Genomic DNA, 22212 nt, shown 5'->3' on the forward strand with positions numbered 1-22212 from the left:
CAGTAACAAAGTCGCGTCTCTTTACTTTCTCAAAATTGGCATTTTAATCATGTTACTTTGCGTTAAGAATTAAAAAAACATGACATTTGACATGTTTTAAGTATTGAGAAATGTTATTTAATGCATAATTCATTTTAAAATAATATATTTAAGAAGTGAATAGTTTTTAAAGGATTTTTTAGATGAATAAGAAAAGAACTTTTATCAAAAATTTATGACAAAAAAACCTTTGCACAATTTCCATATTCCGGTAATGGGACTGGCTTATACCATAGACAGCCCGATCCGTGTTGCACAATATGGAATTTCTTCTGTGATCTCTATCATTGATGATGAAATCCTTGAAAAGATGAAAAACTTTTATAACAAAAAGTTTAATCTTGACTATTTTGGAATCTCAACAAAAACAGACGATTACAGGGCAAGAAGAGTTACTGCCTATCTGGATATGGTGGATGATATCGTGAATGAAAAATTTGAATCTTTCAAACAGGAAATCAGCAAAAATACGGAGGCATTAAAAGACTTCATGGCCATACTTCCGAATACTTCGGATCTTAAAACCGGCCTTCAGAATCTTATTAATCAAAAAGATAACTGGAGCTCCAATATCAAAAACTTCATAGAATCCAACCTTAAACCGGGAAGCATTGATGTCAATATCATGACGAAAGTGGATAAAGACAATTATCAGAACAATGAGCAGCTTCCGGTAATGTATAATGATGCCCATGCTTCACTGCGCGGATTTGCCAAAAGCAAACTGTCATCATCAATGGTTCTTTCTGCAGGAATGAATCCTCGCCTGTACAGCTATATGGAAGAATTTGAAGACTTTTATCCGGATGAAAACGGAAATATCAAAAAGAAAATCATTCTTAAAGTAAGCGACTTCCGTTCAGCAATGATTCAGGGAAATTTTCTGGCTAAAAAAGGATTGTGGGTCTCAGAATACAGAATAGAATCCGGATTGAACTGCGGAGGACATGCTTTTGCAACTGAAGGATTGCTTCTTGGGCCGATCATGGAAGAATTCAAGCAAAAGAAAAATGATCTGATACAATCGGCACATACATTAATGACAGCCGCTTTGGAACAAAAAGGAAAGCCTATGGTGTCTGAACCTTTAGAAATGAAAATTACTGTTCAGGGTGGAGTAGGAACTTCCGAAGAGCATGAGTTTCTGTTGGCCAATTATAATGTAGACAGTGTAGGATGGGGCTCTCCGTTTTTATTGGTGCCAGAAGCTACATCTGTAGACACTGAAACCAGGAATCTGCTTGTGAAATCAAAAGAACAGGATCTGTATCTGAGTAATATTTCGCCTCTTGGAGTTCCTTTCAACACGGTAAAAGGAACCTCTAATGAAACATTGAAGTATGAAAAAGAAGCCAAAGGCAAATATGGAAGTTCATGTCCTAAAAAACTTCTGGCATTAAGCAAAGAGTTCTCTCCTGAAGGAACCTGCACCGCTTCCAAAAAATATCAGGACATCAAACTCAAAGAGTTGTATGCAGACCGTGAAGCCTTAACAGAAAAGGAATTCGATAAAAGAAAATCTCAGATTACCGATAAAGCCTGTCTGTGTGTAGGCCTTGTAAACGCTGCCTATATGGAGCAAAATCTTGAAATCAAAGGAGAAAAGCAGGGTGTTGTGATATGTCCCGGACCCAATATTGCCTTTTTTGACAAAGAAGTTTCACTTTCGGAAATGGTAAAACATATTTATGGAAATACCAATATTCTTTCCAATACCCAACGTCCGAATATGTTCATCAATGAACTGAAAATGTATGTGGAATATCTGAGAAAGGAAATTACAGAATCATCCGTACAGATTACCCATTCCCAAACAAAAAAATGGAATACTTTCAAGAAAAATATACTTGAAGGAATAGAATATTATCATGATCTTTTTAAAGGGTCATCATTTTTCCGCAACGGATTATCAACCATCAACCTGCAATTACAGGAGTTTAAACTTCAGCTTACCGCTATTGAGGTTCCGCAGGTTGAAAAATAACCGTATTTTTTAATTGATAGATAATAAAAACAGCTTTCAACGCGGAGGCTGTTTTTGTTTTTTTCTGTTCTGTTGAAGAAGCACAAAGCCGATAAGCGATAAGATTTATAATAGTAATACATAATTTAAGGCACTAGAACATTTCGACTTCGCTCAATATCAGATTTTTCAGCAAGTGCGTGTATAGTTTTTACAGCACACAATTTTATCGGAGATAAAATCCTTGCGCCTTATAAACGATGGTACAAATAAAATTCTTTGCGCCTTTGCGTGTATCCAACTTCTAATTATTTCAATAGATAATAATAAAAAAAACCTTGTAAACATCAGTATTTCCATTCATAATAACTATAACGGGAATGGCTATTTTGAATATTCATCAGGTTTAATATTCCTTACCTTAGAGGTCACTTAGTAAAATTATTTTTATGGAAAAAAGAAAGATCAAGAACACCGATTTAACGATTGCACCAATCAATTTCGGAGGAAATGTTTTTGGATGGACACTGGATGAAAAACAGTCTTTTGATATACTGGACCGCTTTGCAGAAGCAGGATTCAATTTTGTAGATACAGCAGATACTTATTCATGGTGGGTGAACGGGAAAGGAGGACAGTCTGAAGAGATCATCGGAAAGTGGATGAAAAGCCGTTCCAACCGTAATGACATCGTTCTGGCAACCAAAGTAGGTTCTGAAACCAAAGAACATGGCTATGATATCAGCAGAAAACATATTTTACAATCAGTAGATGAGTCACTGAAAAGACTTCAGACTGATCATATTGATCTCTATTATACTCACTTTGATGATAATATCACTCCGGTAGAAGAAACGCTTTCGGCTTATGATGAGATCATTAAGGCTGGAAAAGTTCGTTATATTGCGGCTTCTAATTTATCACCTGAGCGATTAAAAGCATCATTTGAAGCCGCGGAAAAGAATAATCTTCCCAAATATGTTGCATTGCAGCCTCATTATAACCTGATGGAAAGAGAAGGTTTTGAGAAAAATTATGCACCTCTGGCAGAACAGTTTGATTTAAGTGTATTTCCATATTGGTCTCTTGCTGCAGGTTTTCTAACAGGTAAATACCGTGATGAAGCGGACCTTGCAAAAAGCGCAAGAGGTGAGGGCGTAAGAAAATATTTAAATGATAAAGGACTTGAAGTATTAAAGGCTTTGGATCAGGTAAGTGCAAAACACAATACTACTCAGGGAACGGTTTCTTTAGCATGGCTGTTATCCAATCCTTTGATCACGGCGCCCATTGTAAGTGCTACAAGTGCATCACAGCTTGAAACAGTATTCAATGCCCCAAAACTTATTCTGGATCAGGAAGATATTGATCTGTTGAATAAAGCAAGTAACTAATTTTTCAACTTTCATTATAGACTAAAATTAAATCCGTTCATCACTGAACGGATTTTTTTATTATTTAACAACGCTAACCACCCCGTCAAAAATTCTTTGAATTTTCGCCATCCGATTAGGATTATTCAGCTGTTCATTAATCAGAGTATTCCTTCAAAAGCTGTCTGTAGCTCATCAGTATTGAAGATTTTGAAATAAAGCCTATAAAATCATTATTCTCACTCACTACCGGAAGGTTCCATACCCCTGTATCATCAAAAGTCTGAAGAATATCCAGAGGTTTATTGTCACGGTGGAGTATAGCCGGTGGTGCTTTCATAATCTGAATAACCAGTTGGAAAGCATCCATTTCTTTGTTAAAAAGATAAGGTCTAATATCATCGAGAGTTAGGATTCCCTTTAGCTTTTTATTATCATCTACAACGGCAAAGATATTCTTATCTCCATTTTTTACCATTTCAAATAGTTCAGTAACAGAAGCATTTTCATTAATCGTCTGAGAATACTGATCGATAAAATCTTCCGTTCTCAAAGCAAAAAGAAGGTTCTTATCATGTTTATTGGTCAATATTTTTCCTTCATCAGCTAAAGATTTCAGTTCCGGAGAAATTGGGGAAAACCATTTGGCAATAAGGTAAGACATCACAGAAACAATCATCAGAGGAATGAACAAATCATACCCGAAACTGGATTCAGCAATCAGAAATATCGCTGTAAGAGGAGCGTATAATACACCACTCATTGCTCCGGCCATTCCTACCAAAACAAGATTCGTTACCGGAACATCTGTAAAACCTATGTGCTGGCAGACCAAAGCAAATAAGTACCCTAAAGTTCCTCCTGCAAAAAGCGACGGGGCAAAATTACCTCCGTTACCTCCGCTGAATATCGTAAAAGAAGTAGCAAATGCTTTTAACAGCAATACCAGAACTAAAAATATAATAATGGTCCATTCTCCGATCTCAAAATACCTGAAAAAACTGTTTTCAATAATAGAATGGGTATTTCCGTTGGTAAATGCTTTCACAGTTTCATATCCTTCTCCGAATAAGGGAGGAAAAAGAACACACAATAATGAAAGTACAGCGCCTCCAAACATTGCTTTACGCATTCTGGAAAGCTGAAGCCCTTTTATAAAATGTTCTACTTTTTGAGAAATAATTACAAAATAACGGGCATACAAGCCTGTTACAATTCCTAAGATAAGGTAATAAGGAACATTTTTATAGTTGAACGCATCTCTTGTATAAAACCTGAAAAGAACATCTTCCTGAAGCAAAATCCTCGACAAAAGACTTCCGCAGACAGCAGCCACAACCAGAGGAATAAAGTCTGTAAAAACCACTCCCGTCAGGAGAATTTCAAAGGCAAACATGATTCCGGCAATCGGCGCATTGAATGCCGAAGCAATCCCTGCTGTAGCACCTGCAGCCAGCAATAAAGTACGTTCTTTGTAACTTAATCTGTAGGTCTGCGCATAGTTTGAGCCAATAGCAGCTCCGGTAACGGCAATAGGACTCTCCAATCCTGCGGAACCTCCCAACCCAACAGTAACTGCACTTTGTATTACCTGAGAATACATTTTAACGGAAGCTACGATACTGGAATTCTGTGCAATTTCATACAGAATAGCCCCGATACCTTTACGGTCCTGTCCTTTGAACAAGGTCAGAACAATCATCGTGGTAAGAACAATTCCTAAAAAAGGAAAAACAATATAGAACAGTATCTGATATTCAAAATGGACTTTATTCGTAATGAAATTGTGAATATAGTGTACCAGCGTTTTCAGAATAACTCCTGCAAGCCCTGCGGTGCAACCTACCAAAATTCCGGAAAGAACAAGAAACTGATTCCGGCTCAGTCTGTTGTTCAGCCAATGCAGAATAAGCTCATAACTACGTGCTTTTTCTAATCCGTATTTCTGGAAATCTCTTTTAAATTTAAGGAAGCTCAGGTACTTTTTTTTGTTGTGAATTTTCACCTTGGAAACATTTTTATGCTGCTATGAATGAATACAGCTCCGTAAATTTATGAAATATCTTACAAAAACACCTAAAAACACCTTTCTCAATTTCTGTTCATGATCTTTATTTATGACAAGCTTTATCCCGTTTTCTTAGAATTACCCGTCAATAGTAATCCTGCAGCCACAGCTCCAATAAGTCCTGCACCTGCCCAGATCAAAGGTTTTGCAGGAATAGAGAACAATGTTTTTCCATCAATTCCCATATTTCCTTTAGAAGGTTCCTTTACATTTCCGCCGGTGTTTTTATCCCGATGCGCTTTTTTCATGACCATCCGCATTCCTGCTGAAGAGACATAGCGAATGACTCCCGGAAACATTTCATACAGGTTTTTAAATACCACTGCAGACCAATCGGGATAGGTAGCTTCTTTTGGATTCTTAGCAGTCTCTACAATAGAAGCGGCCAGCTTACGCGGATCAAATGAAGGTGGAGGCGTACTGAGTTTTATTCCTGAGTAATTAGCAGCATGTTCTATTCCTGATGATTTCTGAAATCCCGGGTAAAGCGCACAGATATGAATATCAGGAAAATCTGAAACTTCTCCCTGTAAGGTTTCCACCATACCACGGATTCCAAATTTTGAGGCGGTATAGGCTGTTCCATAGGGTGCAGGCATCCATCCGCCAATGGAAATATTGTTAAGCAGTACTCCCTTTTTCTGTTTCTTAAAGACAGGAAGCACTGCATGGGCCGAGTGCATATATCCCAGCAGGTTTGTTTTCACGATCTGATCGCTCACATCAACCGGAATTTCTTCAAATTTACCAAATGCCAGCACTCCGGCATTATTCACCCAGTAATCAATTTTACCACTAAATTCAAGGGCTTCTTTTACTAGATTTTCAACCTCTCCGGCTATAGAAGTATCTGTGGGAACAGCAATTACCGTAGCGCCCAGTTTTCTGCATAGTTCTGCTGTTTCTTTCAAAGCATCTTCACCTCTTGCTGCCAGCACAAGATCTGCTCCCTGTTCTGCAAAAGCTTCTGCTACAGCCTTCCCAATACCACTTGAAGCACCTGTAATGACCACTGTTTCTCCAAAAAAAGGAGGTCTTCTTTGATTTTTCATAATAATAAAGATTTAAGTGTTGGTATTTTTTTAATTATCCGTTCCCTGTATTTCTTTTTGGAAAGAGAATAAGCCTAATGGATGGATTGTTGGTAATAAACAGACGGAACCAGTCCATGGCCATCTGAATTTTATTTTTGAATCCTACCAAAGGAATAATATGAATGAAAAGCCAGGTGAGCCACGCTATGAATCCATTAAAAGAATGTTTTGGAAGATCTACCACAGCATTGTATTTTGAAATAATGGCCATACTGCCTTTATCATTGTACTGGAATTGCTCCAGAACTTTTCCGTCTTTTATCCGTTTAAAATTAGCAGCAAGATTTTTCCCCTGCTGAATGGCAACCTGAGCGAGCTGGGGATGTCCTTTCGGAAATTTTTCATCAGCCAGCATTAAAGAAACGTCTCCCAATGCGTAAATATTGGTCGTTCCTTCTACTTTATTATAGGCATCTACTAAAACTCTTCTTCCTTTTCCAATGCTTTCTTCCGGTAGTCCCGGGATTTCTTTTCCGATCACTCCGGAAGTCCAGATCAGGGTCTCCGTTTCAATAGATGTGCCGTCGCTTAGAATGACTTTATGATCAGTATAGTCTTTTACGGAAACATTCAGCAGAATTTTAACACCTAATTCTTTCAGTTTTTCATAGGCAGTTTCCTGAGCCAACTTGCTCATCGGTGAAAGTAAGGTAGGTAAAGCATCAATCAGGTAAAGGTTAGAAAGCCCCAGTTTTATTTCAGGATATTCTTTCTGAGCAATATATTTTCCCATTTCAGCCAGCATCCCGGCCAGTTCTACTCCTGTAGGACCACCTCCCGCAATCACGATATTCTGAAGTTTTTCTGCTTCTTTGATGTCTTTATTCCGGGCAGCTTCTTCCAGAGTCAGCAGGATATGATTTCTGAGATAAAGAGCTTCTTCTATATTTTTCATAGGCATGGCACATTTCTTTACATTTTCCATTCCAAAGAAATTAGATTCTGTTCCTAATGCCAATACGAGATAATCATAGTTCAGGTTTCCTGTATCAGTTTCTATGGTCTTGTTTTCGGGGTTTACTTTCAACAGGCTTCCCATATGAAATTTCACATGTTTGTCGTTGGAAAAAAGTTTTCTGAAAGGGTAGCTGATATTGGAAGCTTCTATGAAGGAAGTAGCAACCTGATAGATGAGTGGCGGGAAAAAATGATAATTGTTCTTATCAACCAGGGTTATTTTGAACCTTTTATCATTTTTGAGAGATTTGATAAGATTGATCCCCGCAAATCCTCCTCCTACGATTAGAATATGCTTTTTCATAATAAATTGTTATTGAAATGGTGTACTGAAAGTGATTCAATAACAGGACCAAAGAAGTTCCAAAATAAATATTTAACATAATGTTTAAAACAACAAAACCTACCTTGTTTTAATGAGAAACAAGTGTTTCAGGATGTACTGTCTATTTTTCTTTTAACGTTTCGCACGATGTTTGCAGCCTGTTTAAGAATCCAACACTTTAAATATATTCATATAAAAACAGACATTTTAACAGAAAAGCACCGACTGGGAATAGGTGGAGTAGCGATAGGAACTGCTTTTGAAAATATTACAGATGAACAGGCTTATAAGATACTGCAAACAGCCTGGGATACAGGAATCCAGTATTATGATACGTCTCCGTGGTATGGACTGACCAAGAGTGAGCGAAGATTCGGAGGTTTTCTTAAGGATAAAGACAGGAATGACTTTGTTTTTTCAACCAAAGTAGGGAGACTTTTTCATGAGGTTCCTGAATCTGAAGTTCCGCCTACCATGTGGAAAAATCCTCTTCACTACGATTTCTTTCATGATTATACAGCTGATGCTGTGCAAAGATCTATTGAAGACAGCCTGGAAAGAACCGGACTGAGTCATATTGATATTGTTTACATACATGACCTGTCTGAAGATCAGGTAGGAGACCGCTATCCTTATTTTCTGAAACAGGCAAGAGAAGAGGCTTTTAAGATTCTTTCAAAGCTTAGGGAACAGGGAGTTATCAAAGCATGGGGAATGGGTGTGAATAAAATAGAACCTATTTTGGATTGTATTGACTCTGCCGATCCGGATATCTGTCTTTCTGCAACGCAGTATTCTATTCTGGAACATGAAGATGCGGTGGACCGGCTGCTTCCTGTTGTGAGAAAAGCAGGGGTAAAACTTGTTTCGGGAGCTGGATATAATTCAGGATATCTGGCTGGAAGAGAGCGCTACAATTATAAAGATGTGATCCCAAAAGGAATGCATGAGAAAAGAGCCCGTATGACATCTATTGCAGAAAAATACAACATAAGTATTATTGATGCTGCTCTTCATTTTGTATTGGCCGCTGATGAATTTGCTTCTATTATTCCCGGAGCGAGCCAGCCTGAACAGGTAAAAGATAATATGAAAGCTCTAAATACTACTATTCCTGTTGAATTCTGGAAAGAGTTAAAAAATGAAGGGCTGATTTATGACAAGGCACAGGTTCCGGGAGGAAAATAAATAATTTGTATCTTTTATGTTTATTCGCTTAAATTCAAAATTTCTTCAAAATTTAATGATAGTTTTATGGCATGAAAATCCTAATCGTTGAAGACGAAGCAGCACTTACCCAAAGTATTTCCGAATATCTGTCCGGAGAGAACTACCTGTGTGAAGCAGCCAGCACATTCAGTGAAGCCATGAGTAAAATAGAGATATTTGACTATGACTGCATTTTACTGGACATTATGCTTCCGGATGGAAATGGTCTGAAGATACTTGAAGAATTAAAAAAGCAACAAAAACAGGACGGCCTAATTATTATTTCTGCCAAGAATGCTCTGGATGATAAAATTGAAGGTTTAAAACTGGGTGCGGATGATTATCTTACCAAACCTTTTCATCTCTCCGAGCTTATGGCAAGGGTATATTCTATTATCCGGAGAAAGCAGTTCAGCAGTTCCAATGTGGTAAAACAAAATGAACTTCAGATTGATTTGCTGGCTAAAACAGTTGCTGTAAATGATGAAGCCATTTCGTTAACAAAAAAAGAATTTGATCTTTTAATTTATTTCATAGGCAATAAAAATAAAGTTATCTCCAAAAGTACACTGGCAGAACACCTTTCCGGAGACCTTGCAGATATGCTAGACAATCATGACTTCGTATATGCTCACGTAAAAAATCTTAAGAAAAAGCTGTATGATGCGGGATGTGGACATTATTTGAAAACAGTGTATGGAACGGGGTATAAGTGGGAAAGCTAGAATAATTATAAATTATAAATTATGAGTGAAAAGAAAAATGTACTGAAAGATAAAAAGTTTTAGTTTTGCAGTAAGGATTATTAATCTTTATAAATATCTTTCAACTCATAAAAATGAATATGTTCTGAGTAAACAGCTATTAAGAAGTGGAACAGCAGTAGGAGCCTTGATAAGAGAGTCACAGAATGCAGAAAGTAAGGCAGACTTTATTCATAAGCTCGCTGTTGCTCAAAAAGAATGTGACGAATCTATTTACTGGATTGAGCTTTTATGTCATACTGAATATTTATCATCTACTGAATTTGAAAGCATAAATAATGAAGCCATAGAAATATTAAAAATAATCCGAAGCATCATCATTACATCAAAAAACAAATAGTCTTCCGTAAAAAACAATTCATAATTTATAATTCATAATTCATCATTATCTTGAAGCCTCTACTAACCAAAACCACAAAACCCTTTCTCATCTACGTACTTATTGTACTGATGATAAGTATTCCTGTCTATTATTTTGTGGTGGACACCATCTGGAAAGGTGAGCTGGATGAGCATAATCACATTATTATCAAGAAAACAGCTTATGAATTTAACCAATTAAAGCTGTCTGAAGAAGAATTGGACAAAAGCGTTACGCTATGGAATCATATCCAGCCTGAAACGAATATTGAAAAAATTTCAACTCAGCAAATAAAACGGGATACGGTTTATACTTATGAAAAACATTTACCTTTTATTTCGGAACAAAAAAAAGAACGGTACAGATGCCTGAAAAAGGTCATTTATCTGCAAAACAAACCTTATCTTTTTACCATACAGACCAATATTGAGGAATCACACGAAACAATAGCGGTGATCGCAATGATTACCATTTTTTTCTTTGTAATCATTGTTTTAGGGCTTTTATACCTGAACAGAAAGCTTTCTTCATCTATCTGGAAACCATTCAGAGATACATTGGATCAACTGAAAACCTTCAATCTTAACAGCCAGAATACCCTACAATTTCCGGCTTCTGACACCACAGAATTTGAAGAACTGAATCAGTCTCTTTATAAACTGATAGAACGCAATATTTCTACTTATAAAACCCAGAAAGAATTTACAGAAAACGCTTCCCATGAGCTGCAGACTCCGTTGGCCATTATTAAGAATAAGCTTGATCTTTTGCTTCAGGATCAGAATCTCACTGAAAAACAGTACAGAATCGCTGAAGATATAAACAAGGCTCTTACTAGAAGCTCCCGCATCAATAAAAACCTTTTACTGCTTGCTAAAATTGAGAATAATCAGTTTGATGGTTCAGAGATTGTTTTGTTTGACCATTTACTTCAACAAAGTATTGACACACTTGGGGAACATTTTGAGCAAAAAAATATTTCCGTTCAGGAAGAGATCTCTGCTAGTGTACAGGTGAATGGAAACAGCATTCTCACAGAAATACTGATCAACAACCTCATCATCAATGCCATTCGCCATACTTCTCCCGGAGGTTTTATTTCTATCCAATTGACGGGTTCATCTTTTGAAGTTTCCAATTCCGGTGCTGAAAAGCTGAATACGGATTTCCTGTTCAAAAGATTTTCAAAACTTTCAACAGATAACAGCGGAAGCGGGCTGGGACTCGCTATCATTCAGGAAATCTGCAGGTTTCATCATTGGACGATCAGCTATCGCTTTGAAAACAATCGCCATATCTTCACTGTTAAATTATAGTTAAAGAATTTACGGCTCCGGCAATTCAAAATTTCTTCTAAATCACATTGCACCTTTGTATAGAAAATACTGAGGCAGATATTTATTTGTTATGACTGAAAATAAGTCTTCATTCACAACAACTATCTGGTTTTCTGAATCAATGCCATTGGTGGTATCTAAAAACAAAGCAATATGAGAACAGCAAACAAAGTAGCAGCCGTTACACTCCTTTTCTGGCTTATGAAAATTGTAGCCACTACCTTGGGGGAAACCTTGGGAGATTTTATTTCTATGACTCTTAATCTGGGGTATGTTGTAGGAATTTTGGTTACGCTCGCATTTTTCATCCTCATATTATCCGTACAGCTTCGTGTAAAAAAATATATTCCGGCAGTTTACTGGATCGTGATTATCGCAACAACAACTTTGGGAACAGAAATCTCCGATTTTATTGACCGTACTTTAAAAGCTGGATACCTGGTGGGGAGTCTGATTTTGCTTTTTGGCCTTTTAAATTCCTTATTCTTATGGTACAGAAAATATAAAAACCTTGAGGTTTATCCCATTTTTGAAAGAAATAAAGAATTCTATTACTGGACGGCCATCTTATTTTCGAATAGTCTGGGAACAGCTTTTGGGGATTTTCTGAGTGATAATTTAGGACTTGGATATATGACGGGAGCTTTGATCACCGGACTCATTATATTAGTAGTAGTGGCGCTTCATTATTTAACAAAAATCAATCATGTCGTCCTGTTCTGGATTGCTTTCGTTTTTACCAGACCGTTTGGTGCCACATTCGGAGATCTTTTGACAAAACCTTTAGCTAAAGGAGGTCTGGACCTTGGAACATTGAATGCTTCCCTGATATCTCTTGCTCTGATGGTTTTGATGATTATCATTTCACAAAGAAAGCACAGCCGGGAATTACCTCTTCAAAACGAATAATTAATATTTCTCCTTATAACAAACTTTTTATAGAAAATAAAGACTAGCATAATGAATAAGACAGCCTTATTATTTTTCCCAACCTGTATGGTAATTTCTTCCCTTGTTTCAGCGCAGACAGCTTCTGTAACGGCATCCGGAAGAATCATGAATAAAGATAAAACTGCAATACCTTACGCCCATATTATTTTAAAAAAAGAAAAAGACAGCACTTTTATGGCCGGAACCATTACCAATGAAGAAGGAAGATTTTCTATTACAGGCATAAAACCGGACCATTATCTTCTGGAAACCTCCATCACCGGATATGATACGCACACTCAGCCTGTTTTCATAGGAAGTCTTTCAGAATTTCTGGAAATCCCTGCCATTGAACTGAATCAGAAACAGGAAAATGAAACCAAAATAGAAGCCATCACCATTACGGTATCTAAAAAGAATGAGATAGACAGCCGACTTGATAAAAAAACGTATTCTGTAGCAGACAACATCAGCCAAAGTGGCGGATCAGTATTACAAAGCATGCAGAACCTTCCGGGAATTACTGTACAGGACGGTAAAGTACAGCTTAGAGGAAATGATAAAGTAACGGTACTTATTGATGGTAAACAGACTGCTCTCACCGGGTTTGGAAGCCAGACAGGGCTGGATAATATTCCGGCTTCTGCTATTGATAAAATTGAAATCATCAACAATCCTTCCTCAAAATATGATGCGAATGGAAATGCAGGAATCATCAATATTATCATGAAAAAGAATAAACAGAACGGATGGAACGGAAAAGCAGGATTCACAACAGGTTTAGGTTCTCTTTGGGTAAGAAAAGAAAATCTTCCCACAATAAGACCACAGTATACATTAACGCCTAAAATAAACCCATCACTGTCTGTTAATTACAGAAAAAACAAGGTAAATATATTTTTACAGGCCGATAATTTATATACTGAAACTCTTAATAAAAATGAATTTGTAACCCGTACTTATGATGATGGAACCGTTATTAATTCTCAGCTGAAAAGAAACAGAAATACGAATTTTTTCACCACTAAAGCAGGAATAGACTGGACCATTGATCCGCAAAATACCTTAACCATTTCAGGAATGTATGGAAGCGAAAAGATCATCGACAGGGGAGACCAGCCGTTTTTCAATGGAGATATGTCCCAACGTCTGCGTCTGTGGCAGTTTTTGGAAGACGAGCTGAAAACAACCGTGATGGGAACCGCTTCTTATCAGCATAAATTCAAAGATGCCGGGCATGTTTTGAATGCAGGATTCAATTATACTTTCCACAGAGAGGATGAAAAGTATTTCTATGATAATTACCTTCCTTATTCCACAGGAACGGATGCTTTTAAGTTACTATCTGATGAACAGGTGTATGATTTCAATGTAGATTATGTAAAACCTCTGAAATACGGCCGGATAGAAACCGGAATTAAATTAAGAAACAGAAGCATTCCTACCAATATGAATTTCATTCCCGGTACCAACTCTGTGCTGGATGCTTCTGCAGGAGGAAAAGCTGATTATAAAGAATTTATTCCTGCGGTATACGGAAATTATGTTTTTGAAAATGAAAAATGGGAAGCAGAACTGGGACTGAGATTGGAATACGTAAAAATTCAATATGATGTAAATCCCAACCACCCAACTTATAAAAGTGACGGGTACAATTATACCCAGCCATTTCCGAATTTCAGACTTGCTTATAAGCTTGATGACCGTAATAAGTTCTCTGTATTTTATAATAGAAGGGTAGACCGTCCTAACGAAGTAGACATCCGTATTTTTCCAAAGTATGATGATGCAGAAATCATTAAGGTAGGAAATCCGGCACTGCGTCCTCAGTTTACGAATTCTATTGAGCTTGGATATAAACACAATTGGGATAATGGATATCTGTATTCTGCTTTATACCACCGTTTTGCCAACGGAACTATCACGAGAATTTCAAGTATTGTTCCGAACAGCACTCTTATCTATGCCATATTCCAGAATGCCGGAAAAAGCTATAACACAGGGATTGAAACGATATGGAATCAAAAGGTATCGGATGTATATTCCTTTAATGTCAACGGGAATTTATACCGTAATCAGATCAATGCATTTACTGTAGAAAATCTGTATCCAAAGCCTAATACTTTTTCTGCAGACCAGCAGACTGCCATTTCAGGGAATGTCAAGATGAATAACGTTTTTCATTTTTCAAAAGGCCTGGATATGCAGTTTACAATGGTTTATCTGGCTCCGGATATTATTCCGCAGGGAAGAATAAAATCAAGGTTTTCAATGGATGCAGGAGTGAAAAAAGCCATTCAGAAAGGGAAGGGTGAACTGTTTTTAAATGCTTCGGATTTACTCAATACAATGGTCATCAGAAAATCTATTCAGGGCAGCGGTTTTGCTTATACCAGCAAGGATTATTATGAAACCCAGGTGATCCGGCTTGGGTACAGTTATAAATTTTAACACAAAATTCGGTAATGCCATTTTATCAGAATAAAATTGTAGGAACAGGATTGGTAAAAACCTTTTAACATACAAAAGACTGTCTCAAAAGTCAGATAATTTCGCTTTTGTCATTGATTGAGATTCTTCATTTCATTCAGAATGACACTTTTGAGGCAGTCTCTTTTTTATACTACTTTCGCCTTACGGACTATTTTTGCCAACAGGTTCGGAAAGAATCTCTTCAGGTAAACTGCCATGACTTCTTTGCCACCTATGGCTTTTTGTTTTTTCTGTTTTTCTATGGCATAGAGCATTTTTTTTGCGAAAATATCTACGGGCATTCCATTTTTTGTGGCATCATCCATTGTACCTTGTAATGATCCGTCTCCGGTAACCGCATTAATGGAAATATCGGTCTGTATAAAACCCGGACAAATAATCGTAATCCCAATATTCTGACTGAATAATTCTGCCCGTAAAGCATCGAAAAAACCATGTAAAGCATGTTTTGCTCCCGCATATCCACTTCGCATAGGAGCTCCGAATATTCCCATAAGACTGGATACAACCGCAATCTGTCCTCCTTTATTTCTGATCATATAAGGTACTGTTGCTTTAGTCAGGGCCACCGTTCCGATATAATCAATATCTATAAGCTGTTTATCCACTTCAATATCCGTTTCCATGGCTAAAGAACGTTGAGAAAGTCCTGCATTATTGATCAGGATATCAATCTTTCCAAACTGTTCTGATGCTTTCGCTGCAATGGCAGGCATTTCTTTATAATTCTTCAGATCTAAAGGAATCACAGCATACCGATCTGTATTCAATCCGGCTTTTTCAGCCACCAGATGCAGCTGTTCTTCTTTTCGGGATGACAGAATGATTTTAGCATTGCTGTTCTTTGCAAGACTTGTTACCAAAGCTTCTCCGATACCTGATGAGGCTCCAGTAACCCAAATCACTTTATGATCGAAATAACTGCTCATTCTTTACTATTATTTAATTTTTAAGTCCTGCAATATATTTCCCGGCTTTCATTCCTGAAAAAATACAGCCTCCCAAAAATGTTCCTTCCAGCGCTCTGTAGCCGTGCATTCCGCCACCGCCAAAACCAGCTGCTTCTCCGGCTGCATACAGTCCTTCAATAATGCTGTCGTCATCTTTTAAAACCTGACCATTAAGATTGGTTTTTATACCTCCTAATGTTTTACGCGTTAAAATATTGAGTCTTACAGCAATCAAAGGTCCGTTTTCAGGAGCTAAAATTTTATGGGGAGCTGCTACACGTCCAAGTTTATCTCCTAAATAATTTCGGGTATTGCGGAGATAATTGACCTGTGTATCTTTTGAAAATTTATTGTCTAACTCTCTGTCACGGGCTTCGATCTGAGATTTTATTTTATCATAATTCAAAAGTCTGTTTCCGGCCAGTTCATTCATTCGCTTTACCAGATCTTCCAGATTATCTGATACAATAAAGTCTTTTCCATGCTCTTTAAAAGCTTCTACCGGTCCGGGAGCCTTTTTACCAAAAATTCTTTTCAGAAAAAGAACGTAGTCTTTATTCGTGATATCCGGATTCTGTTCTGACCCCGAAAGGGCAAATTCTTTTTTAATAATTTTCTGAGTGAGGATAAACCATGAGTAAGAAAAACCTGTTTCCTGTATATACTGTAAAGTTCCCAACGTATCAAATCCGGGAAGAAAAGGAGCGGGGAGACGTTTTCCTTTTGCATCAAACCATAAGGAAGAAGGACCAGGTAATATACGAATCCCATGGTTAGGCCAGATCGGATTCCAGTTTTGTAACCCTTCTGTGTAGTGCCACATTCTGTCGCGGTTGATAATATGAGCTCCAGTATTTTCTGCGATGCCAATCATTTTGCCATCTACATAGGCAGGAACGCCGCAGACCATATTTTCCGGTGCTTTACCAAGTCTTTCCGGCCAGTTTTTTCTTACCAGCTCATGATTGGCACCAATCCCTCCGGAAGCAATGATAATATTGGGAGCGGTATATTCAAATGATGAAATAACATTTCGGTTTGTTTCAGCGCCTCTTTCTTTAGTATCATTCTCCAGAATATCTCCTTTGAGACCTTTTATCTTCCCATTTTCTAAAATAAATTCCGTCACCCGATGTCTGAACTTCATCTGCAGCAAACCTTTTTCCTGAGCTTTGTATGCTTTTTCTACAAAAGGTTTTACGACTCCTGTCCCAGTTCCCCAACTTACGTGAAAGCGAGGCACCGAATTTCCATGCCCTGTTGCAGAACCATCACCACGTTCTGCCCAGCCAACCATAAACATCAGCTTGATCCCTAATTTTGAAATGTATTCATACTTTTCACCGACAGCAAATTTCAGATAAGCTTCAGCCCATTGACGGGGCCAGTAATCTTCCGGACGATCGAAACCCGCTGTTCCTTTCCAATCCTGAAGTGCCAGTTCATAAGAATCTTTGATCCCCATTTTCCTTTGCTGAGGAGAATTAATCAGGAACAGCCCTCCGAAAGACCAGAATGCCTGTCCTCCTATATTCTGTTCAGTTTCCTGATCCAAAAGCAGGACTTTTTTTCCGGCATTGGTAATTTCCATGGCAGCAGTAAGCCCTGCCAGTCCGCTTCCTATGATGATGGCATCAGGCCGGAATGTTTCTTCCATTTTCCAGGTATTTTTATTGAATGATACTTACTATAAATGTATTAAATATTTAAATGAAACAATTAAAAAATCTTAATACTTTTATTGTTTGTATAGAATAGAAAAATGAAATAAAATCATAAATACCAGGCATTTGCAGTATTAAATGACGGAACACGCCAGCCCATTGAGGCAGAATCAATTATTATCCAGCTGGAAGAGGAGGAAATTGAAATTCCATTAGCGCCACATCCTGTTTTTCAGGGAAAATTAACTCTTGTTACCGGATCAGCCATTCAGGGCAGAGAGAATGAAAGAGTACGGGGAACACAGTTTATCATAGAACCTGGCGCCTCTAATGTGATTCATATCACTCCAAAAAAGATATGATCTCTTCAAAATATCCTGTAAACGCTGATTTTCCTGTAATCCTCTATAAAACATTTCTATCTTTGTGAAAAATAGAAGTATGAAGTATTTGTTTATCATTGCCTGCTTTGTCTGTTCCATTTTCAGCCAGGCACAGCAAAAACAGGATCCATGGAAAGACAGCCAGCTTATGGACCCGGCGTTACTGGCTTCCCGAATCGAAAAGCATAAAACAAAAGATCTGGTAATCATTTCGGTGGGTCCTGAAGCTATCATCAAAGGTTCCGTAGACATCGGACCAACGCATGAGCCTGAAAACCTGGAAAAACTGAGAAACTATCTGAAAGACATTCCTAAAAACAGAGAAATCGTAATCTACTGCGGATGCTGTCCTTTTGTAAAATGTCCTAATATACGTCCTGCTTTTGCTTTACTGATGGAAATGGGTTTTAAAAACGCAAAGCTTTTAAATCTTCCGAAAAATATCAAAACAGACTGGCTGGATAAAGACTATCCTACAAATGATTAATATGAAGATCCGTTTTATTCTATTACTTTTAATAATCTTCTCAGGATCCGTTGTTGCCCAAAGTGCAATAGAAGCAGGAAAAAAAGCTCCTGAAATTACAATGACCAAGGCAGACGGAACTCCATTTGCCCTTTCAACATTAAAAGGAAAGGTAGTGCTGATCGATTTCTGGGCAACCTGGTGTGCCCCTTGTGTAGAAGAGCAGCCTGAGCTGAAAACATTATATGATACCTATTCTGAACAGGTAAAAAACAATACGTTTGAAATTCTGGGAATTTCTTTAGATAAAAATAAAGAAAGCTGGCAGAAAGCAATTGACAGATTTAATATCAAATGGATACAGATCAGTGATTTAAAATTCTGGAAAAGCCCTGTCGCGAAGTTGTATGAAGTTGATGAACTTCCTTTTAATGTCATCATCGACGGGCAGGGAACGATTTTAGCTAAAAATCTTCATGGTAAAGAGCTGGAAGAGTTTTTAAAGAAAACTTTAAATCAAAATTAAGAATATAAAATATTGCAGATATTGAAAGAGTGGTAAATAATTACCGCTCTTTATTTTTTATATACGCTACAAAGTAATTGATATACAGTATACAACAAGCCTTTCTTTCGTTTTATAGCTTTGAAGGATGAAAAAAAGTGTCTTCCTTCGCCTGGGGCTATCAGTGATATTGCTGATGCATAGTGTGATTTCCATTTTTAGTGGAGATGTTAATAATTTTGGACATTTTTATCTGGATAGTATAGGATTCAGCCCTATTGGAATTTATATGGCATGGGCAGTAAAACTCACTCATCTTTTCTCTGTGCCCTTACTTTGGTTTGACCAATATATAAAGCCAGTGGCTATTGCTAATATTATCATTTTTATTTTTGGAATCTACTTCGTACATTGGCAAAATGGCTGGTTTGTAGTGGGAGGCGGAACAAATGGAATCGAGTTCAATGTCTTGCTGATCTTCAGTTTTCTGAACCTGATGTATCCCGAAATTTATTTTAAAAAGCAGAACCGTTTTATCCATGAAAAGGATATTTAAGTCTTCTGGAAATCCGCAGGTTTTAATCTTTAATAACAATTCAAAACTGTAGTTTGTAGATCGTTACCTTAATTTGATCAACATATATTTCTATATTTGATTGAACAAACAGTACTTTGTACACCTAAAATCATGATCAACCTGAAATCATACAAAAGATCTAAGTGGCAGATTCATTTGCTTTTTTGGATATTGTATTATATCCTGGAGGTTTACCTTGACTTTTACTGGTCCAGGTATCAGTTTCCGGATTTCAAATGGCAAATAAGACTTCAGAATACCCTGATCCTTGAGCTAGGTTATCTTTTGATCAAAATACCTCTTGCTTATACTTTACTGTATGTATTTGAAAAGAGTCATATTAAATTGATTTTCAAATATTTTCTCTATATTTTTATCCTGACCACGGCTGTTTTAGGACATCGTTTTTTAACACATTATATTATTTATCCTTATATCTATGGTGTTAAAGAGACTCTGGATGGAAAGTATCCATCGGGGTTTATCAATGGTTATGTGGCATTCAATTCTTTTATGGATCTGATTTTCATGGTGGGTCTGATTTTCGGGGTTGAAATTACCCGGCAGAAAAATCTTCTGAAAGAACAGATCTCCCAGTTAAAGTCTGAAAAGCTTGATCAGGAACTTACTATGCTGAAAGCACAGATCAATCCTCATTTTCTGTTTAACACCCTCAATAATATTTATGGAATGGCTCTGAAAAAGGCTGATGAAACTCCGGATGTTATTCTTAAGCTATCCAAGATAATGCGGTATAATATCTATGAAGCAGCAGAAAAAACTATTTCTATAGGTAAGGATATTGAGAATATCAAGGATTTCATACAGATCCAGAAAATCCGCCACCGTCATCTTACCATACACTTTACGGAAGATATTGATCAGCCTTCTCAGGAAATCTCACCGCTGATCCTTATACAGTTTGTTGAAAATGCTTTCAAACATGGCGTTTCTGAAAGTTTAGGAGAGACATTTATTACCATCGATATCAGGTTGAAAAATGGAATTCTTACTTATTTCATAGAAAATTCCAAAGAAGAAAAGCCCAATACGCATTCCACAAAAATAGGTCAGAAAAATATCAGTAGACAGCTTGAACTGCTTTATCCTCAACACACTCTTTCTGTGGAAGATCAAAGTGACCGCTATATTGTAACATTAACCATAGATTTCCATGACGCACCAAATCTCTAAAAAATACAACTGCATTATCGTAGAAGACGAGCCAATTGCAGCAGAAATTCTGGAAAATTTTATCTCTAGGGATCAGGAACTGAATCTGGTGGGAAAATGTGCCGATGCCATATATGCCAGCAGTCTTTTAAGTATTCATGAGGTGGATCTGATGTTTTTGGATCTCCACCTTCCCGTGGTAAAAGGCTTTGACTTTTTGAGGAAAATAAAAAATCCTCCATTCGTTATTGTTACCACTGCTTATCATCAGTATGCTGTAGAAGGCTACGAATTAGATATTGCAGATTACCTAATGAAACCTATTCCCTATGAGCGTTTTCAGGCTGCGATAGGGAAGTTCAAACATTTAATGGAGGCGGAGGATGCATTACTGGAAGTATCTGAACGTGATTATATCTTCATCAATAGCGGGAAAAAGCAGATTAAAATTATTCTGCAGGATATTTTCTACATCGAGAGCTTAAGAGAATATATTCACATTCATACAAAAGCAGAAACTTTCACTTTTAAAATGCCTATCAGTAAAATAGAAGAGGTTTTAAATCCTAAAATGTTTGCCCGTATTCATAAATCGTATATCATTTCAAAAGCCAAAATAGAAGTTAAGTCGGCCAACATCATCCAGATTAGGGGGAAAAACCTTCCGGTGGGAAGGACATATAAGCCGTTGTTGGAGCTTTAACAGGGAAGTGTTTAAACCACCCCGTCAAAAATTTTAAAATTTTTGCCACCCCTCCGAGGGAAGGGAATTTTCAGCCGTTCAATTCAAAATTCAGGAAACCGGCAGTTTTTGTAGTTTCTGTTTCACAGTTTATAATTTTAGTAGATTTTATCGCGTTGTTGATATATATTTTTGACTCAATTCTTCACTTTTTATCCAAATTTACATAGCAAAAGATATTTTCATTCATGATAAAAAATCAAATGAGATAAATGTGGTTAGTTTATTATGCTAATGTTGAATGATGATTGGCTTAACGATTAGCGATAATCTTAAGCCAATTTCTTTTTCAGAAGGAATATCTTATTTTAAAATATTTTAAGTCCCACTATTCCTGCAACAATCAGTAATGCAGAGAGTAATCGTAAAATACTTGCTGAGTCCTGAAAAAACAGAATTCCCACCAATAAAGTTCCTACAGCACCAATTCCGGTCCAGACTGCATAAGCTGTTCCAATAGGGATACTTTTCTGAGCGTACCAGAGAAATCCGCCGCTAACGGCCATACAAACGATCGAAAATATGATCCAGCTCCATTTATTATTTTCCAGTTGTTGAGATAACTTAAGTCCCAAAGGCCATCCAATTTCAAAAATTCCTGCGATAATTAATGCAATCCAGTTCATACTACTTATTTTTTAATGATGTTACTTTTATTTAAAATGTCATTAAAATGAATTCTTTACAATAAAAAACATCATCAAATTACTGCTGTAAATTATGATTATCCACTCATATTCAATACAATAAACTGTGTGATCCCGCAAAAAGCAGAGATAAAACGTACTATACAGACTGTGAACCGTTCAATATTCCATAATAAAATGTGACTCTCAATA

The 22212-nt window shown here is 37.1% G+C and carries 19 protein-coding genes; 13 read left to right on the forward strand and 6 right to left on the reverse strand.

What is annotated here, in order from left to right; genetic code table 11:
* Window positions 1-214: 214 nt before the first annotated feature.
* Both DYR29_RS04685 and DYR29_RS04690 read left to right on the forward strand, forming a co-directional pair.
* A complete protein-coding gene (locus DYR29_RS04685) occupies window positions 215-2023 on the forward strand; it encodes a hypothetical protein (RefSeq protein ID WP_213279510.1) in 1809 nt (602 codons plus the stop codon).
* 428 nt (window positions 2024-2451) lie between these two features.
* Complete coding sequence (locus DYR29_RS04690) at window positions 2452-3396, forward strand: aldo/keto reductase (RefSeq protein WP_213279511.1); 945 nt, start codon at window positions 2452-2454, stop codon at window positions 3394-3396.
* Between the two features lie 136 nt (window positions 3397-3532).
* On the opposite strand, the gene DYR29_RS04695 is transcribed toward DYR29_RS04690, so the two are convergent.
* From DYR29_RS04695 to DYR29_RS04705, 3 genes are all read right to left on the reverse strand, one after another.
* Window positions 3533-5380 (reverse strand): chloride channel protein, encoded by a 1848-nt coding sequence (locus DYR29_RS04695; protein ID WP_213279512.1) that lies wholly within the window; start codon window positions 5378-5380, stop codon window positions 3533-3535.
* Window positions 5381-5502: 122 nt separating this feature from the next.
* Complete coding sequence (locus DYR29_RS04700) at window positions 5503-6495, reverse strand: SDR family oxidoreductase (protein WP_213279513.1); 993 nt, start codon at window positions 6493-6495, stop codon at window positions 5503-5505.
* A 34-nt stretch (window positions 6496-6529) separates the two neighbouring features.
* Window positions 6530-7798, reverse strand: a complete 1269-nt coding sequence (locus DYR29_RS04705) for an NAD(P)/FAD-dependent oxidoreductase (RefSeq protein ID WP_213279514.1) — start codon at window positions 7796-7798, stop codon at window positions 6530-6532.
* 168 nt (window positions 7799-7966) lie between these two features.
* Between DYR29_RS04705 and DYR29_RS04710 the strand changes: the two genes are divergently transcribed.
* From DYR29_RS04710 to DYR29_RS04735, 6 genes are all read left to right on the forward strand, one after another.
* Window positions 7967-9007, forward strand: coding sequence for an aldo/keto reductase (locus DYR29_RS04710; protein ID WP_249413613.1), 1041 nt, complete (start codon window positions 7967-7969; stop codon window positions 9005-9007).
* 71 nt (window positions 9008-9078) lie between these two features.
* Window positions 9079-9753 (forward strand): response regulator transcription factor, encoded by a 675-nt coding sequence (locus tag DYR29_RS04715; RefSeq protein WP_213279515.1) that lies wholly within the window; start codon window positions 9079-9081, stop codon window positions 9751-9753.
* Window positions 9754-9832: 79 nt separating this feature from the next.
* Window positions 9833-10132: a four helix bundle protein gene (locus DYR29_RS04720; RefSeq protein ID WP_425394631.1), complete on the forward strand. Its 300-nt coding sequence runs from the start codon at window positions 9833-9835 to the stop codon at window positions 10130-10132.
* A 50-nt stretch (window positions 10133-10182) separates the two neighbouring features.
* On the forward strand, window positions 10183-11469 hold the full coding sequence (locus DYR29_RS04725) for a sensor histidine kinase (RefSeq protein ID WP_213279516.1): 1287 nt from the start codon (window positions 10183-10185) through the stop codon (window positions 11467-11469).
* 174 nt (window positions 11470-11643) lie between these two features.
* Entirely contained in the window at window positions 11644-12399 is a 756-nt protein-coding gene (locus DYR29_RS04730; RefSeq protein WP_213279517.1) for a hypothetical protein, read from the forward strand.
* Between the two features lie 51 nt (window positions 12400-12450).
* Window positions 12451-14871, forward strand: coding sequence for a TonB-dependent receptor (locus DYR29_RS04735; protein ID WP_213279518.1), 2421 nt, complete (start codon window positions 12451-12453; stop codon window positions 14869-14871).
* 167 nt (window positions 14872-15038) lie between these two features.
* Here DYR29_RS04735 and DYR29_RS04740 read toward each other — a convergent pair whose 3' ends face one another.
* Both DYR29_RS04740 and DYR29_RS04745 read right to left on the reverse strand, forming a co-directional pair.
* Window positions 15039-15842, reverse strand: coding sequence for an SDR family oxidoreductase (locus DYR29_RS04740; protein ID WP_213279519.1), 804 nt, complete (start codon window positions 15840-15842; stop codon window positions 15039-15041).
* 13 nt (window positions 15843-15855) lie between these two features.
* The gene (locus DYR29_RS04745) at window positions 15856-17520 is read right to left on the reverse strand and encodes an FAD-binding dehydrogenase (RefSeq protein WP_213279520.1); all 1665 of its coding nucleotides are present in this window, start codon (window positions 17518-17520) and stop codon (window positions 15856-15858) included.
* A 448-nt stretch (window positions 17521-17968) separates the two neighbouring features.
* Here DYR29_RS04745 and DYR29_RS04750 point away from each other — a divergent pair, with 448 nt between their 5' ends.
* The 5 genes from DYR29_RS04750 to DYR29_RS04770 all read left to right on the forward strand — a co-directional run bounded on the left by DYR29_RS04750 (window position 17969) and on the right by DYR29_RS04770 (window position 21334).
* Window positions 17969-18397, forward strand: a complete 429-nt coding sequence (locus DYR29_RS04750; protein WP_213279521.1) for a rhodanese-like domain-containing protein — start codon at window positions 17969-17971, stop codon at window positions 18395-18397.
* 1 nt (window position 18398) lies between these two features.
* Complete coding sequence (locus tag DYR29_RS04755; protein ID WP_249413614.1) at window positions 18399-18902, forward strand: TlpA family protein disulfide reductase; 504 nt, start codon at window positions 18399-18401, stop codon at window positions 18900-18902.
* Between the two features lie 127 nt (window positions 18903-19029).
* Window positions 19030-19437, forward strand: coding sequence for a DoxX family protein (locus DYR29_RS04760; RefSeq protein WP_213279523.1), 408 nt, complete (start codon window positions 19030-19032; stop codon window positions 19435-19437).
* Window positions 19438-19569: 132 nt separating this feature from the next.
* The gene (locus DYR29_RS04765) at window positions 19570-20652 is read left to right on the forward strand and encodes a sensor histidine kinase (protein ID WP_249413615.1); all 1083 of its coding nucleotides are present in this window, start codon (window positions 19570-19572) and stop codon (window positions 20650-20652) included.
* A complete protein-coding gene (locus tag DYR29_RS04770; RefSeq protein WP_213279524.1) occupies window positions 20633-21334 on the forward strand; it encodes a LytR/AlgR family response regulator transcription factor in 702 nt (233 codons plus the stop codon). The genes DYR29_RS04765 and DYR29_RS04770 overlap by 20 nt, the downstream gene beginning before the upstream one ends.
* Before the next feature lie 347 nt (window positions 21335-21681).
* On the opposite strand, the gene DYR29_RS04775 is transcribed toward DYR29_RS04770, so the two are convergent.
* On the reverse strand, window positions 21682-21999 hold the full coding sequence (locus DYR29_RS04775) for a DMT family transporter (RefSeq protein ID WP_213279525.1): 318 nt from the start codon (window positions 21997-21999) through the stop codon (window positions 21682-21684).
* Between the last annotated feature and the right edge of the window lie 213 nt (window positions 22000-22212).

This window comes from Chryseobacterium indologenes (assembly GCF_018362995.1).
Lineage (GTDB): Bacteria > Bacteroidota > Bacteroidia > Flavobacteriales > Weeksellaceae > Chryseobacterium > Chryseobacterium indologenes_G.